Annotated in this window: 15 protein-coding genes and 1 pseudogene; 14 read left to right on the top strand and 2 right to left on the bottom strand. The window is 43.0% G+C overall.

Annotated features, from left to right (window positions below; genetic code table 11):
• Positions 1-8: 8 nt before the first annotated feature.
• The 6 genes from QNI08_RS03880 to QNI08_RS03855 all read left to right on the top strand — a co-directional run bounded on the left by QNI08_RS03880 (position 9) and on the right by QNI08_RS03855 (position 5,453).
• A complete protein-coding gene (locus QNI08_RS03880; protein ID WP_285766118.1) occupies positions 9-1,358 on the top strand; it encodes a 6-phospho-beta-glucosidase in 1,350 nt (449 codons plus the stop codon).
• 16 nt (positions 1,359-1,374) lie between these two features.
• A complete protein-coding gene (locus QNI08_RS03875; RefSeq protein ID WP_285766117.1) occupies positions 1,375-1,704 on the top strand; it encodes a PTS lactose/cellobiose transporter subunit IIA in 330 nt (109 codons plus the stop codon).
• Positions 1,705-1,723: 19 nt separating this feature from the next.
• Positions 1,724-2,809 carry a DUF871 domain-containing protein gene (locus QNI08_RS03870; RefSeq protein WP_285766116.1) on the top strand — a complete coding sequence of 362 codons (1,086 nt, stop codon included), beginning with the start codon at positions 1,724-1,726 and terminating at the stop codon, positions 2,807-2,809.
• 68 nt (positions 2,810-2,877) lie between these two features.
• Positions 2,878-3,774 (top strand): N-acetylglucosamine kinase, encoded by an 897-nt coding sequence (locus QNI08_RS03865; protein WP_285766115.1) that lies wholly within the window; start codon positions 2,878-2,880, stop codon positions 3,772-3,774.
• A 23-nt stretch (positions 3,775-3,797) separates the two neighbouring features.
• Positions 3,798-4,673 (top strand): MurR/RpiR family transcriptional regulator, encoded by an 876-nt coding sequence (locus QNI08_RS03860; RefSeq protein ID WP_285766114.1) that lies wholly within the window; start codon positions 3,798-3,800, stop codon positions 4,671-4,673.
• Between the two features lie 48 nt (positions 4,674-4,721).
• Positions 4,722-5,453, top strand: coding sequence for a GntR family transcriptional regulator (locus QNI08_RS03855; RefSeq protein ID WP_285766113.1), 732 nt, complete (start codon positions 4,722-4,724; stop codon positions 5,451-5,453).
• Positions 5,454-5,596: 143 nt separating this feature from the next.
• On the opposite strand, the gene nfsA is transcribed toward QNI08_RS03855, so the two are convergent.
• Positions 5,597-6,346, bottom strand: coding sequence for an oxygen-insensitive NADPH nitroreductase (gene nfsA / locus QNI08_RS03850; RefSeq protein WP_285766112.1), 750 nt, complete (start codon positions 6,344-6,346; stop codon positions 5,597-5,599).
• A 167-nt stretch (positions 6,347-6,513) separates the two neighbouring features.
• Between nfsA and QNI08_RS03845 the strand changes: the two genes are divergently transcribed.
• The 4 genes and pseudogenes from QNI08_RS03845 (at position 6,514) to QNI08_RS03830 (ending at position 9,961) form a co-directional block, all read left to right on the top strand.
• Positions 6,514-7,002, top strand: coding sequence for a MarR family winged helix-turn-helix transcriptional regulator (locus QNI08_RS03845; protein WP_285766111.1), 489 nt, complete (start codon positions 6,514-6,516; stop codon positions 7,000-7,002).
• Positions 7,003-7,206: 204 nt separating this feature from the next.
• On the top strand, positions 7,207-8,250 hold the full coding sequence (locus QNI08_RS03840; protein WP_285766110.1) for an ROK family transcriptional regulator: 1,044 nt from the start codon (positions 7,207-7,209) through the stop codon (positions 8,248-8,250).
• 43 nt (positions 8,251-8,293) lie between these two features.
• Complete coding sequence (locus QNI08_RS03835; protein WP_285766109.1) at positions 8,294-9,526, top strand: MFS transporter; 1,233 nt, start codon at positions 8,294-8,296, stop codon at positions 9,524-9,526.
• 58 nt (positions 9,527-9,584) lie between these two features.
• Positions 9,585-9,961: pseudogene (locus QNI08_RS03830) on the top strand (VOC family protein).
• Between the two features lie 81 nt (positions 9,962-10,042).
• Here QNI08_RS03830 and QNI08_RS03825 read toward each other — a convergent pair.
• Positions 10,043-11,026, bottom strand: coding sequence for a LacI family DNA-binding transcriptional regulator (locus tag QNI08_RS03825; RefSeq protein WP_285766108.1), 984 nt, complete (start codon positions 11,024-11,026; stop codon positions 10,043-10,045).
• A gap of 295 nt (positions 11,027-11,321) precedes the next feature.
• Between QNI08_RS03825 and QNI08_RS03820 the strand changes: the two genes are divergently transcribed.
• The 4 genes from QNI08_RS03820 to QNI08_RS03805 all read left to right on the top strand — a co-directional run bounded on the left by QNI08_RS03820 (position 11,322) and on the right by QNI08_RS03805 (position 16,425).
• Positions 11,322-12,620, top strand: coding sequence for an ABC transporter substrate-binding protein (locus QNI08_RS03820; RefSeq protein WP_285766107.1), 1,299 nt, complete (start codon positions 11,322-11,324; stop codon positions 12,618-12,620).
• 11 nt (positions 12,621-12,631) lie between these two features.
• Positions 12,632-13,576, top strand: coding sequence for a carbohydrate ABC transporter permease (locus QNI08_RS03815; RefSeq protein ID WP_285766106.1), 945 nt, complete (start codon positions 12,632-12,634; stop codon positions 13,574-13,576).
• A complete protein-coding gene (locus QNI08_RS03810; RefSeq protein WP_285766105.1) occupies positions 13,576-14,424 on the top strand; it encodes a carbohydrate ABC transporter permease in 849 nt (282 codons plus the stop codon). Before QNI08_RS03815 ends, QNI08_RS03810 begins: the two co-directional genes overlap by 1 nt.
• Positions 14,425-14,997: 573 nt before the next feature.
• Positions 14,998-16,425: an aldehyde dehydrogenase family protein gene (locus tag QNI08_RS03805; protein ID WP_285766104.1), complete on the top strand. Its 1,428-nt coding sequence runs from the start codon at positions 14,998-15,000 to the stop codon at positions 16,423-16,425.
• The last annotated feature ends 161 nt before the right edge of the window (positions 16,426-16,586 follow it).

Below are 16,586 nucleotides of genomic sequence, written 5' to 3'. Positions count from 1 at the left end.
GGGGAAAAATGGGAGAATCAAAAGGGTTGAAAATTGCCACGATCGGAGGCGGGTCCAGTTATACACCGGAATTAATAGAAGGCTTCATTAAACGTTATGAGGAGCTGCCGATTAGAGAACTTTGGTTAGTGGACATCGAAGCTGGAAAAGAAAAGCTGGAGATCGTGGGGAATTTGGCAAGGAGGATGGTCGAAAAGGCGGGAGTCCCGATGGAGATCCACTTAACATTGGACAGGCGTCAAGCCTTGCAAAATGCGGACTTTGTCACTACCCAAATGAGAGTCGGCTTACTTGATGCACGAGTCAAAGATGAACGCATTCCATTGGAACTGGGATTGATCGGGCAGGAAACGAATGGAGCTGGCGGTTTGTTCAAGGGGTTGCGAACGATACCCGTTCTTCTTGAAATTGCCGCAGAAATGCAGGAACTATGTCCGGATGCTTGGCTCATTAACTTCACGAATCCGGCCGGAATGGTGACGGAAGCACTTCTCCGATACAGCAGCCATGAAAAGGTCATCGGCGTATGCAATGTGCCGTTTAATATGCATATGTCGATTTCAAAAATGCTTGGGGTTGAGATGAAAAGAGTACATATTGACTTCGCTGGACTGAATCATATGGTATTCGGGATTCATGTATTCGTTGATGATCGGGAAGTTACGGATAAAGTGCTTGAAATGCTCGCTAATCCAGAAATCCAGCTGACGATGAAGAATATTGCCCCGCTTCCCTGGAACCGGAAATTCCTGAAATCTTTAGGCGTAGTGCCTTGCCCATACCATCGCTATTATTACAAAACAAAAACCATTTTAGAAGAAGAGCTGGAAGCGTTCAAATCAGGGCAAACCCGGGCTGAAATCGTCAAAAGCTTGGAAGATGGCCTGTTTGACCTATACAAGGATGAAACCCTTGCCATCAAGCCGCCCCAATTGGAGCAACGTGGCGGGGCTTACTATAGCGATGCCGCGTGTAATGTCATTTCTTCCATTTATAATGATAAAAAGGACATTCAAGTTTTGAATGTCCAAAACAATGGGGCGCTCGCCGAAATTGATTTTGATTCAGCTGTCGAGGTCAGCTGCATCGTCACCAAAAATGGTCCAATCCCCCTGACAATGGGAAAGCTGCCTGTCCAAATACTCGGCTTGATCCAGCAAATTAAATCATTTGAAAGAATAGGTGCAGAAGCCGCTGTTACAGGCTCATATGACAAAGCGTTGCTCGCATTAACCATTAATCCGCTGATACCAAGTGATGACCTGGCTGAAGCGGTTCTGCAAAAACTGCTGGAGGCACATGAGGAATACTTACCACTATTCTTCAATGAAAAACATGCTTTTCAAAATTTAACATGAATAGGAGTGTAGAAATATGTCAGTTGAACTGAACAATAACGAAATGGAAATCTTTGAAATCATATCACATAGTGGAAACGCGAGAGGTCTGGCCTTTGATGCATTGACGGAAGCGGAAGAATTCAATTTTGAAAAAGCGGAAGAGCTGATAAAGCAAGGACAGGAAGAATTGAACCTGGCTCATAAGACACAAACCAAATTAATTCAAGCCGAATTGAATGGAGTTCCCAGTGAAAAGACTTTGTTGATGATACATGCGCAGGATCATTTGATGACTGCCATGAGTGAACAAAAACTGATTGAACATATGATCAGGATCATCAAAAAATTAGCTCCGGAACAGTAAAAAGACAGAGGTGAAACAAATGGGCAAACTAGGCATTTCCATCTATCCAGAACATTCGACCGTTGCAAAGGACAAGGAATACATTGCATTGGCACATAAGTACGGTTTCAAGAAGATCTTCACATGCCTGTTATCAGTGGAAGGTGATAAGGAGAAGATCATGAAGGAATTCAAAGAAACCATTTCCTTTGCCAATCAATTGAATATGGAAGTGATGGTCGATATTGCGCCGCGGGTTTTCGGGACTCTTGGTATTTCTTACGATGATCTATCATTCTTTGCGGAGTTGGGTGCATATGGAATTAGGCTGGATATGGGTTTTACGGGAAATGAAGAGTCTATCATGACACATAATCCATATCATCTGAAAATCGAAATCAACATGAGCAATGCAACGAATTATTTGGAAAATATCATGAATTATAAACCAAAGAAAGAAAATTTGATCGGGTCGCATAATTTCTATCCCCATCGGTATGCAGGTTTGAGTTACCCTCATTTTGAAAAATGCTGTGAATCCTTCAAAAAGCATAATATCCGCACGGCTGCCTTCATAAGCTCGCAGGCGGCGACGTACGGGCCATGGCCAATAACAGAAGGATTATGTACTTTGGAAATGCACCGGGAATTAGCCATCACCACTCAAGCGAAGCACTTTTTTGCAACCGGATTGATAGATGATGTAATCATTGCAAATGCATACGCATCCGAAGAGGAATTAAAACAGCTTAGTATGCTTGATCGTGGTTTGTTAACTTTCAATGTAGATCTTCATGAAAGCATCACGACTTTAGAGAAAAAAATCGTCTTGGAGGAATTCCATTTTTATCGTGGCGATGTGTCCGATTATCTTATCCGTTCGACTCAATCACGCGTCAAATATAGGAATGAAGAGTTCAAGCCAACTTTTACGCCTGATATCAAACGCGGAGACCTATTAATTGAAAATGAGCTTTACGGACAATATAAAGGGGAATTGCAGATAGCCTTAAAAGATATGAAGAACTCCGGGAAAACGAACGTTGTTGGACGCATTGCGGAAGAGGAATTATTCCTGCTGGATCATTTGGAACCATGGGGGAAATTCCAATTTAGTTTGAATTAGTGATTAAAAGGTAAAAAGGGAAGGAACTTTACATATTCCTCCCTTTTTTTATTGAAAAGGAGATTGATATGAACTATATTATCGGTGTCGATGGCGGTGGTACTAAAACAGAAGCAGTTGCATATGGAGTAGCCGGGAATAAAATAAGTGAAGGCAAAGCCGGCTACGGCAATTTGCTCATCAAGGAAGAACAAGCGATTACGAACATCATCAGGGCCATAGAACAATGCATGGCGCCTATCGTTTCAGGAAATTGCCTTTACATTTGTTTAGGATTAGCAGGATTTGGCGGGGTGAAAGACCCACAGAATCTAAAAAGTGCGTTAACAAAGGCCTTCAATCTTCCTTATACCATCGTCAATGATGGAATTATCGCTCATGCTGCCTTATTAAAAGGAAAAGACGGGATATTGACGATATCGGGAACAGGAGCTGTAAGCATTGGAGTACGCAATGGAGTTGAGAAGCAGGCGGGCGGCTGGGGACATCTTCTCGGGGATGAAGGCAGTGGCTATTGGATAGCGATGAGGGCTTTCATCAACAGTACAAAAGAGGAAGACGAAGGCCTGAAACAAAGCCAATTAACTGCAGCAATCCTTACAAAACTGGGATATCAGCATGTAGGAGACTTGAAAAAATTCATCTATTCCGCGACAAAGGCCGACATTGCCGCATTTGTTCCGCTCATTATCGAACAAGCGGATGCTGGCGATCCGTTCTCGCAAAATATCCTTGCTCAGGCAGGCTATCACCTTGCAAAAAAAACCCTCGATGTTTGCAGGAAGTTAAATGCTGAAGAGAATGTTACAATTGCAATAAAAGGCAGCATCCTGACCCATATCCCCATGGTCCAAAGCTCCTTTATCAAACATATCAAACTTGAAAAATCGGCTGTGAACTTTATCGTGGATGAAGTATCATCTACGTTGGGATGTTATTACATAGCGCTGAAGCAAATAAGTTAAGTCAAGATCGAGGGAGTAAAGTTATGCACGTCGAAAATATTTTACTGAGAATTGAAAGTTTACTGAACCAATTACCTAAATCAGAAAGAAAAATTGCCCGATTTATTCTGGAAAACCCTGCAGATCCCATAAGAATGACCATTCATGAATTGGCTGCACATGCCGATGCCAGCAGTTCGGCAGTAACTAGGTTTTGCCGTTCCATAAAAGTGAACAGTTTTTCAGAATTGAAGGTATCTTTATCATCGCTAATTTCGCAACCGGAAAAAACGGGTTTCCATGACATAGAACCTGACGAAACGATTACCTCCATTAAAGGCAAGATCGTTTCCAATTCCGTACAGGCCATTCAAGAAACAGCACATTATTTGGATGAAGCTGTCCTTGATCAAATAGTTGAAACCATGAGGATAGCCGATGTCATCTATGTGTATGGTCTTGGGGCTTCCTGGCTGATAGCCGAGGATATCAGCCAGAAGTGGTTGCGATTGGGGAAGATCGTCAGTGCAAATCAGGACCCGCATATTACGGCAACAGCGCTTGCCGCGGCATCAAAAAATACCGTGTTTTTCTGTATTTCCAATAGTGGTGAAACGGAAGAAATCCTCCAGCTTGTGGATATTGCTAAAGCCTATGGCATCAAAACGATCGGTTTATCGCGCTTAGGCAATAATGGATTAACCAAGAAAGTCGATATGCCGTTACATCATGTACGGGCACCGGAAGCTACATTTCGAAGCGCGGCCACAAGTTCGCTGTTCGCCCAGCTATTGACGGTGAGCATCATTTTCTATGCGTATGTTTCAAAATATTATAATGAAAATAAAAGCGGGATCGAGCGTTCGAGGGAGTCTGTTTTGAAATTCACCAACAGAAATCATGAAGCGTCCGAAGAGTGATTATCAGGATATTTTGACAAGCCACGAGGAAAGGATGATGTATCCTTAATGATCCATAAGAATTCGCCGCTTCCGATTTACCATCAACTTGCGGAAGCGATTAAAAAAGAAATTCAAACCCGTCAATTATTGCCAGGTGAAATGATTCCTTCTGAACGGGAATACACGGAAAAATACGAGATAAGCAGGATGACGGTAAGACAAGCGGTAACCAATCTTGTAAACGAAGGATATCTATATAGGCAGCGCGGGATAGGCACATTCGTTGCCCACCAAAAAATTGAACACCCCCTTCAAGGGTTAACAGGCTTTTCTGAAGACATGCAATCCAGGGGCCATGAGCCTGGAACACGTGTTGTCAGTTTAGCAAAGGTAGAAGCTGATCTTGAGCTTTCAGCTAAACTTGAGGTAAAAGCAGGAACGCCTATCCTTGAGCTGAAACGGATAAGGCTCGCTGATGCTTTGCCAATGGCCTATGAAACGGTTTATCTTTCAAAGGTGCTTTCGCCGGGAAGAGTGACCGAAGAAATGGCGCTTACCTCCATTTATGGCTTTCTAGAAAAGACGTTTGGACTGAAAATTAAAAATGGAAGTCAGTCAATAGAAGCCTCCATCGCTCAAAAGCTCGAAGCCGATATGCTCGGGATAGCTGAAGGGGAGCCTGTATTGCGCATTGAACGAATAAGCAGGCTTGATAATAACAAACCGTTTGAAGTTGCCAATTCCGTTTATCGTGCAGACCGCTATAAGCTTACGGTTGATATGGAGAGGCAATCTTGAAGGGACGATCTTATTCAAGGAAATTCATTTTCGTCTGCAATCCATCGATCACCTTAAACCGAAGGAAGGTGATCGATGGGAAACTATCATTCCCGCAAATTGTTAACTAGATTCGTTTAAGAGCAAGGACAGAGGCAAAATCATTACGATAAATTCATCCTCTTACCTTTTACATATCGTGAATAATCCCCATCCGCTTTTTTTTGAAAATGTTCAATATTCTTTCCGGACCATGTATCCGTCCGCGGGTTTTCGGATCGTATTTCATAATATGCTTTCATTTTTTGGTCATAGCTTTCAATAAGCTCTCGCTGCTCATATGTATCGGGATTGTACTGATTTTCAAAATAAACAGCCTGTATCGGTAAACGTGGCTTTATTTCCGGTTTCTGGTCCGGGAAGCCGATTGCCATTCCAAACAAAGGAATGACATGGGAAGGTAGGTTCAGCAGCTTGTCTATTTTAGGTAAATTTCTTGCGATGGCACCGATATAGACAACTCCCAGTTCCAGTGATTCTGCTGCAAGAGCGGCATTTTGAGCAGCTAACGATGCATCTATCGTCGCAATTTGATAGAATTGAGTACTTTCGAGCATGCTCTTCATGTTTTGTTTTTCCTCTTCTGAGGCCATGATCGTCAATCTATGTAAATCGGCACAAAATAGTAGAAAGTGGCCATTGTTTTCAACATAAGCTAAGCCAGTGACCTTTCCTAAGTCTTTTTTCAATTGCGAGTTGGTTATCCCGATAATCGAATATGTTTGCATGAATCTTGAGGAAGGAGCCATTTGTGCTGCTTCAACGATTGTCTTTATTTGTTCATTTGTTATTATCTCATCCTTGAACCGGCGAATGGAGCGATGGCTCATTATCGTGTCAACTACTGAATTCATTAAGACTTCATCTCCTACTGGGCATTGGTAATTTTGTTTCTTGGAAACTATAATACCAATGCCTTTATTGGTTGTCAATATTGTTTCTTGGAAACAATATTGACTAGCTATGCCTTGATAAATCGGTTAAATGAAATTATGATAGGTATTTAAAGGAGTGATTTTTTATGAATGATTCTTCAAGGAAAAAGATCATGGATTCGTTTATTAAATTAATGGAAAGAGAATCAGAGAATGACGATGAAAAACTATGGTTAATGCAAAAAAGCAATCATGATGCAATCACCGAATTGATTAAAGGAATGACGACCTTGATGCTGCATGTTCTTGATGGCATTGGTCGCTTTGAGCCGGTCAATGGCATAACGATTTCAAGACAGCTGAATATCCCTAAAGGCAGCGTATCTAAAATTACCCGAAAGCTGATCGCAAAAAAACTAATCACGGCAGAATTCCTGCCTAACAATAAAAAGGAAGTGCTTTACCTGACAACACCGATTGGACAGGAGCTTGTCAATCTTCATCAAGAATTGCATAAGGAGATGGAAAAGAACTTTGATGATTTTTTACATAAGTACAGCGAAAGCGAGCTGCTTGTAATCTCTGCTTTTCTTCAGGATCTTGCGGATACAACATTTGTGACTTTGGAAAAATAGTTTCTAAAAACGGGACGGCCATACATCCCAGCCTTTGTAACGGATGCGAAGGCGTTTTTGCCATTCCAGAAAGCCGGGATGCCCCTTTCATCGTTCATTGCTAAACATATGTAGTATCCATTGTTTTCAATAAATGGATATGGTATATTGAATCAGGACTTATTAAACTTGTTTAATAAGTGGATAAAGAAGGCGGTGAACCATATGGATGAGTTAGTAGCTAAACCAAAGTCCATGAAGAGGGCCATTCTTCATGGCATTCGTGCAGCACTATTGGAACGTGGAAGTGCCACAAAGGTTGAGCTCAGTGAAATACTAGGAATCAGTTTCCCGACCATAAGTAAATTCCTTCTCCAGATGGAAAAGGATGGAGAACTTTTTTTGACAGGTCTCGATGACTCCAGTGGCGGGCGAAGGGCAAAGAGGTATACATACAATCCGGAGCATAAGCTGGGTTTGGCCATCTTCATGGAAGAAAATGAAACGAATTATGTAATTTTTAATTGCTTCGGAGAAGTGAAGGCGCAGGGAAAAACGGCACCTGCGTTAAAGGATGATGCTTTTCGCTTATTGACCAAGGACATCGAAGACCTCATGGATGAATATCCTCAGGTGAGCTCGATGGCAATCGGAGTGCCTGGTTCCGTGGATGATGGCCGGCTCTTTTTCATTCCAGGCTACGAGCATATTCAAGATTTTGATTTGAAAGGCCATTTCGAAAACCATTTTTCCCTTCCGGTAGTTGTGGAGAATGATATGAATGCTGCGGTACTTGGCTATCACCACAACAGGAAAACCAAGCACGGCCATTCCCTTATTTACTTATATTCCGGTCAAAATGGACCAGGGGCAGGAATCATGATCAATGGGGGCGTGGTGCGGGGAAGCACCTTTTTTTCGGGTGAGGTGTCCTTTGTCCCCCAGTATGATGACCGGAATTTCCTTCAAGCATTAGGAAAAGGAAAACGGCCAGAGCAGAAGGTCATTCATGAAGCACATGAAATCGATGCCATCAGCCGGCTAGTGGCTTCTTTTACAGCCATCATCAATCCAAAAACAATCATTTTTTGCAACGATGAGGTGGACGGAACCATATTGGAGCAGATTGCGGCAAGAAGCTCGAAGTATATTCCAAAAAAGCATCTTCCAAAGCTTGTAGCAAGTGATTGGAAACAAGACTATTTATATGGCTTGCAAGTTCTAGGACTGGAATTGATGATTGCTGGGGAAAGCAGCCAAAACGCATGAAAAATGGAACGGTAATAGAAAATGTAGGGAGGCAAATCCATCCATGGCCACATTCTTTTTAGTCATCATTTACTTGGCTTTTATAAGCTTAGGCTTACCAGATTCATTGTTAGGAGTCGCTTGGCCCGTCATGAGTGAGGAATATGGTGCTCCGCTTGAAACGGCTGGATGGCTTTTCATGACGATTGCGGCTGGTACCATCCTCTCGAGTTTAGCCAGTGGCTTCGTCCTTAAGCGATTTGGGACTGGCGTTGTAACTCTTGTCAGCTGCTTGCTGACAGCGGGGAGCCTGCTGGGTATCCATTTTGCTCCATCGGTTTTCTGGCTTTTCATATTCGCCATACCAATGGGAATAGGGGCAGGGTCTGTCGATGCTGGATTGAACAATTATGTTGCGACGCATTACAAAGCACATCATATGAGCTGGTTGCATTGTTTTTGGGGAGTCGGAGCCACCCTTGGTCCGATCATTATGGCTCAGTCCATATCAGGGCAGCATTCCTGGAGAAGCGGGTATCTCGTCATTGCGGGCATTCAGTTTGCTTTAGTCATCATCCTTTTCTTCACTCTGCCATTATGGAATAAGATCGCTAAAAACAGCGCTGCCGCAATTTCGGAAGAGAAGGGCGGACGTGCTGGTGCCTTGCATGAAGAAGCTGCCAAACAAACAAAACCTTTGCAAATCAAGGGAGTGAAGCTTGCCCTGTTTTCCTTCTTGTTTTATTGCGGGGCAGAAGCGACAATCGGCCTATGGGGAAGCAGCTTTCTCGTGAATGTAAAGGAATTGCCTGTGGATGTGGCGGCAAAATGGGTTTCCTTATATTATGCAGGAATTACGATCGGAAGGTTCATTACAGGCTTCATAACATTGAAGGTCACGAATCGGACACTGATTCGTGTCGGTCAAGTGACAGCAATAGTGGGAACGGCACTTATATTATTACCAGTGCCTCATGGCTTCCTGCTAGCAGGGTTCATTATGATAGGCTTAGGCTTTGCCCCGATTTTCCCATGCATGCTCCATGAAACGCCAGCTCGTTTTGGAAAGGAACATTCACAGACCATAATGGGCCTTCAAATGGCAATGGCCTATACTGGCAGCATGTCGATGCCGCCTCTCCTAGGATTCCTTGCAGCCCACACATCCATCGGGATTTTCCCGTTTTTTATTGCCCTTTTCGTGGCAGCGATGCTCTTGAGTTCGGAAAAATTAAATCATTTAATCAAAAATAGGAAATCCGTAAATCGTGAAAGTCCGAACTCCATGACAATGTAAAATGGGGGAGAACCGTTTGATCTAAACTAGTAAGAAAAGCCAGAGGAAGTAAAAGGAGATGGAAATTGAACATGCGGCAATCTGGGTGAAAAATTTGGAAAAGATGAAGCATTTTTATGAAAGCTATTTCAATGGAAACGCCAACGCAAAGTACCACAATAAAGATAAGCAATTGGAATCTTATTTTATAAAATTCGAGGGAAGGACGCGATTGGAAATCATGCGTCAAATAGGTAAGGTTAAAAAAGATCAGGATGATCGGCTTGGCTTGGCCCATCTTGCATTCTCACTCGGAAGCAGGGAGAGGTCAATAGGCTGACGAAAGTGTTGCACTTGGATGGCTACCGCCTTCATGGCCCGCGTATCACTGGTGACGGCTATTATGAGAGTGTAATCGAAGACCCTGAAGGCAATATCTTGGAATTGACCGAATGATGCCGCCTATATTTAGATTTTTATAAATAAAAAGCCTGCATCCAATTTGGATCAGGCTATTTTTCTTGCAGAGGCATTGATTTACGTGGTTCCTCCTTCGATAAGAGTGACAGGGAGGCACGTTTCCAGCGGCAGATCGTTGAACTCGCCTTCAATTTCTTTTAATAAGATGTCAAGGGCTGTTTTTGCAATTAAATCTGTCGGCTGATGGATCGTTGTCAATTCCGGTAATAATATCTGACCTGTTTCCGTCCCATCATAACCGACGACTTTCAATCGAGAAGGTATGTCCTTTTGGCGTTTTTTAGCTTCAGCCATGACGGAAGCCGCGATTAAATCATCGCTTGCAAAAATACCATCAACCTCGGGCCGTTCATCAAAAAGCTTACCAATCACATCACGATTGGCCAGTTGGTCAAAAGAACTGGAAACTTCATAAGTTATTGGCGTTCTGCCGTTTTTCGCCATAACATCTTCATAGGCTTTCCTTCTTAAATTTGCCGGTGTTTCCAGTTCGCTAGGGCCGTTAATATGAATAATATGTTGGCAGCCTTTTTTCAATAATAATTCGGTAGCTTGTTTTCCTCCGTCATAATTATCAGAGCCTACGACAGGAATCTTCTCCGAAAGGTAATGGTCAATCGCCACCACAGGGAAATTTTCGCGATGATAATTGGTGATTCCGCGGTTATAGGTTACAACGATCACTCCATCGACCTGATTTCGCAGAAGCATTTCAAGGTATTTTTCTTCTTTGTCCATCCGGTTCACGCTGTTGCAGAGTAATACCTTATATCCGAATGAAGCGCATACACTTTCGATGTGGAAGGTGAGTTCACCGTAAAAGGGGTTACTCGTTTTGGGGACGATCAGCCCGATAATATTCGTTCGTTTATTATAAAGGGAACGAGCCAAATCGTTTGGAATATAATTGATTTCCTTCATGGCCTTGTAGACATTGTCTTTCGTTTTTTGGCTGATGTAACCACGATTATTCAAGACACGTGAGACAGTTGTCCTTGAAACACCCGCAGCTTCTGCTACATCATCAATGCTGGGCTTCATTTTCATTCCTCCCATCTTCTAAAGTACCATACATATTGTACAGGCAATCATGTTAATTAGTAACTGTATTAGCTCATTTCGTTTTAAAAACGTGTAAATATACCCGCAAGCAGTTTTCTGCATCAATCCCATATAGTTTACAACACCATTTTCTATTTGAAGTTTATCATAAAATTTTCATTTTTCAAAAAAAGTATATCAACCGATTGACATATGGTACCGGTTGACATAAAATTCTACTTGAAAGCGCTTTTATCGATTGATTGAAAACATACACAAGGGGGAAGGAAAGGGCATGAAAAAATTACTTTTTATCGGGATGTCTCTTTTATTGATGCTTACTGCGGCGGGTTGCAGCAGCAGTGAAAACGTGGATGGCAATGGAAAAAAGAAAATCACGATGTGGGTCCACGTTTCCGATGATAACGAAGAAGGAAAGGTATACAAAAAAAGGGTCGAAGCGTTTAACAAGGAATATGCAACCGATGATGTCGAAGCAAAAATCGAATTCATACCGCGCAGCGGAAATGGCGGGGGCTATGAGGATAAAGTGAATGCAGCGCTAACGACGAGCACCTTGCCGGATGTCATAACTTTGGACGGGCCAAATACAGCCGCATATGCAAAATCGGGGGTCATTTCACCATTGGATGAATATGTGAAGGATCAGGCTGATTTGCTTCCAAGCATCAGGCAGCAGGGGACATATCAGGATAAACTATACGCAATAGGTGTTAGTGAATCCTCCGTCGGCATCTATTACAACAAAAAAATGCTGAAGGAAGCTGGCATTGACTTGAAAACGCTACCAACGGTCGAATCTCCCTGGACATGGACCCAATTCCTTGAGCTTTGTAGGACACTTACAAATAAATACAAAAAACCATCAATCGATATGCAATTACAAGCGAAAGATGAAATGCTGACATATGCGCTGACGCCTTTTGTTTGGTCCGCAGGAGGTGACCTTATCTCAAAAGATGGAAAGAAAGTAGAAGGTGTCTTCAATAAAGGTCCTTCCGTAGAGGCCATGGATTTCATCCAAACGATGCTTAAGGAAGGGTATACGACACGCACTCCGGTCAAACAAGCATTTGAAACGGAGAAATATCCAATGAAATTCAGTGGTGTGTGGACCGTAACGGATTTGAAAACCAACTTCCCAAAAGTGGAGTATGGCGTGATGCCTTATCCAGTTTCTCCAACTACAAAGAAATTGGTATCCCCTTCAGGAAGCTGGCAATTTGCCATGACACAATCGTCTGAAAATAAAGAATGGTCGGCAAAATTGGTTGACTGGATGACGAACAAGGAGTCCAATATCGAGTTAAGCCGTTCGATTGCAGCATTACCCGTTCGTTACTCTTCAGAAAAAGTGATGGCAAAAGAATTTTCGGTGCAAATGAATGTCTTCATGAAGCAATTGAAGGAAACGGGACATGCACGCCCGGTGACACCAGCATATCCGCAAGTGACGCGTGCCTTCCAGCAAACGATCGATGATATCAGCTTCTATGATCAAAACCATGACATCCAGAAAGTTCTGGATACGCGAGCGGCAGAAATGCAATCAGCTGTCGATAAGGTCAATTAGAGGGAGGCAATATGGGGAAAATGGGATGGAAAGCAGAAGGATTGGCCTATACGTTTTTAAAACCGGAGAGAAGGCTGAGGGGCAGTGTCCATTGGAAGGACAATATGATTGCTTATATGTTTTTGGGTCCAGCGTTAATGATATTGTCAATGTTTCTAGTAATACCGGCGATCATGGCAATATATTACGCGTTTACGGATTATTATTTACTGACACCTGATATGCGTAAATTCGTTGGTCTGGATAACTTTATTCATTTATTCAAAGATCCTATATTCCTGAAAAGCTTGCTGAATACACTCAAATTCGTAGTTTTTGTGATTCCCTTGCAGGTAGGGGCGGCACTCGGGATGGCCCTTCTATTAAATAAACAACGTAGGGCCAATACGTTTTTTAAAGTAGCCTACTTCAGTCCTGTCGTCATGTCATTGGTTGTCATTTCCGTTCTTTGGCTATATTTGCTGAATCCGAATGAAGGGATCATCAACAATGCTCTAAGATACATCGGAATCTCGGCCCAACCGTTTTTGACGAGTCCGAAGCAGGCAATATTTACGATTGTGGTTGTATCAGCTTGGCAGGGGGCAGGATTTCAGATGCTCATTTTTCTGGCTGGGTTACAGAACATCCCAAGGGATGTATACGAAGCGGCACAGATGGATGGCATGAACAAATGGCACAGGTTCATCTACATTACTTTGCCTTTATTGAAGCCGACTTCGGTGTTTATCTTTATCACCACGTTGATCGGTGCTTTTAAGCTCTTGGTCCAACCAATGGTCATGACTCAAGGGGGACCGATGAATTCCACGATGACGGTTGTCTACTACATTTATCAAACCGGGTTTTCGGATCGGATGGTTGGTTATGCCAGTTCGATGGCTCTTTTATTCGGTACCATCATTGGAATAGTTACGCTAGCGCAACGGAAATTGGTTAAGGAGGACGATGATTGATGCGGTGGAAATTCGGGCCATTAACCATTCTTGAGTACATTTGCTTGATTTTGTTAGCGGTACTTTTCATTTTCCCGCTGTTTTGGATGGTGGCTTCCTCGATGAAGCCTGAGGCGGAAGTTTACAATAATATGAATACATTCAAGGCTTTCCTGCCCTCCTTTCATATTTCGGAATGGTTTGTATCATACAGTCAGGTCCTGTCACGCTTTCATTTAATCGGCTATATCGGAAATAGTTTATTTTATGGAGGATGTGTAGCGATCGGTTCGATCATGATCAATGGGATGGCGGGATATGCTTTTGCAAAACTTAAATTCAGCGGCAAAAAACTGTTGTTCGGGATTTTGCTGGCGCTTTTGATCGTACCATTCGAAACGATCTTGATCTCTCAATTTACCATTATTCACAAACTGGGATTGGTGGATACACGACTTGCCGTTATCTTGCCGGCATTGGCAGGAGCGTTCAATATTTATTTATTCAGGAACTTCTTCATGGCGATTCCTGAATCCGTTATTGAATCGGCTAAACTGGATGGCGCGAACAATTGGCAGGTCTTTTGGCGAATTATGCTGCCAATGTCAAAGCCAGCTGTCGCCACTGTTGGAACATTGGCGTTTATCGGAAGCTGGAATGATTATATTTGGCCCCTGATGGTCTTGACAGACAAGTCGAAGTTTCCAATCCAGGTGGCGATTACGGCAATCAATAGTACCGACCCGGTATACATCAATCAGGTCATGGCTGTATTGACATTATCAACGATTCCATTGATCCTTATCTATATCGTGGCACAGCGTTACATTTTGGAGGGCCTGGGAGGCTCAGGAACTGGCATTAAATAAGCATGATCGGCCGGAAATTCCCATGCCGCACAATCGGTGACGATGATTCAGCATTTTATCTAAGACCATGCAAGCTGGGGGAGTTACCCGTAGGTGGTTTAATTTGAAAAACACTCAGGCTGTATACTTTTTTCATTTCATTTATGGTCCTCCAGTTATTCATTATTTCCATTTTTCAGGGAAGGAGTTAAAACAAGATGGGCAAGCCACTGGTGGCACCTTTTCAATAAGCGGTTTTTGGGATTTCGCCAGGTGCACCTTGTAAAGGGAATCGTGGCGTAGGACTTTATGCTGCAAGTAAACGAAGCAGAAATTTGTGCCAAAGCTGAATAATATTAAAATAAGGACATTATACACGACCTGAAGGGCTCATCATTCATTTGCCTTTGTCATCCATTTGGTTAGCCCTGTTCATGAAAACGAACGGGGTTTTTTACGTGAAAGCCGTCGAATCAAACGGGAGGTTGGAAAAGGGGTTCAAGTAGGTACAGATTCGTTTAAGGGTTTATTGAAAAAAATTTAGGGAAAATGATTTATATGAATCGAATTCAACATAACAAAGGAGCTGGAAAGATGCGTAATTACACACAACAGTACATTAATGGTGAGTGGGTTGATTCCACGGGATCGGAGACGATTGATGTTATCAATCCAGCTACGGAAGAAGTCATAGGTCAAATCATTTCAGGAACGAAGGAAGATGTCGACCGCGCTGTCGATGCGGCACGCACAGCATTCCCTGCATTCTCAAGAATGCAGAGAGAGGAAAGGATCAAGCTTCTGGAGAATATCGTAAAAGAATATGAAAATCGGAAAGAAGACCTTGTCAAGGTCATGACAGCAGAATTAGGTTCTCCTGTTAAAAGGAGTGAACAAGTTCAGTATGAGATGGGCTTGCAGCATTTTAAAAAAGCGGCAGAAAATCTGAAAACATTTGAATTTACGGAGGAGCGTGGGGGCACAATCATCCAAAAAGAGGCAATTGGCGTTGCCGGCTTAATTACTCCTTGGAATTTTCCTGCCAATCAAGTCTGCACGAAATTGGCGAGTGCGTTTGCCGCAGGAAGCACAGTCGTACTGAAGCCTGCTGCCATGACTCCGCTTACAGCAATCATTCTCGCAGAAATCTTCGAAAAGGCGGGGATGCCTAAAGGTGCATTCAATTTAGTCAATGGCTCTGGATCGACAATCGGTGATGCGATAAGCTCCCATCCTGGTATTGATTTTGTCTCATTTACCGGTTCTGGAAGCGTAGGGTCGAAAATCATGGAAAATGCAGCTCAGGATATTAAGAAAGTATCGCTCGAACTTGGCGGCAAATCGCCATTAGTGATTTTAAAGGACGCGAATGTAAAAGAAGCGGCACGAACGGCTGTCTTGAATGTGGCCATGAATACTGGACAGGTTTGTACAGCTGCAACGAGGACGATCGTTCCGAAATCCATGCATGATGAGTTCATTGCAGCGATAAAAGCGGTGCTCCCGGAATTTCCTGTCGGAGATCCGCAAGATAAGTCCACCTTCATGGGACCGCAAGTATCTGAAGGACAGTGGGAAACGGTCCAATCCTACATTGAAACAGGAATCGAGGAAGGCGCGGTGCTTGTTGCTGGAGGAAAGGGTAAACCAGAAGGCCTAGATAAAGGGTATTTCACGAAGATTACAGTATTCACAGGCGTGACAAGCGATATGACGATCGCAAAGGAAGAAATCTTCGGCCCGGTCATGTCTATTCTTACGTATGAAACCATTGACGAAGCAATTGAGATCGCCAATGATACGATCTACGGCTTAGCAGGCTATGTATTCGGTGAGGATGCAGATGAATTGCGAAAAGTGGCATCGAATATTCGCGCTGGTCAAATTACAATCAACAATGCCAAGATCGACTACTCGGCACCGTTCGGTGGATTCAAGCAATCAGGTATCGGACGTGAATGGGGCGATTATGGTATTGAAGAATTCCTTGAGCCAAAAGCGATTCTAGGCATGCCCTCATGATGGCTTTCGGGAACGCGACCTCGATAAACTAGCATCCAAAATAATATAATAAATGGAGGCCTTTCCCTAGTATTCAATGGGAAGGGCCGTTTGATTTTTTTTAAAGAGTAGTCAAACATATAAATAGGGATAGCATAATCACTATCCCTATCAATACATAT

The organism is Peribacillus folii (assembly GCF_030271255.1).
GTDB lineage: Bacteria > Bacillota > Bacilli > Bacillales > DSM-1321 > Peribacillus.
The sequence above is the reverse complement of the archived record's forward strand: the minus strand, read 5'-3'. Positions and strand labels throughout refer to the sequence as shown.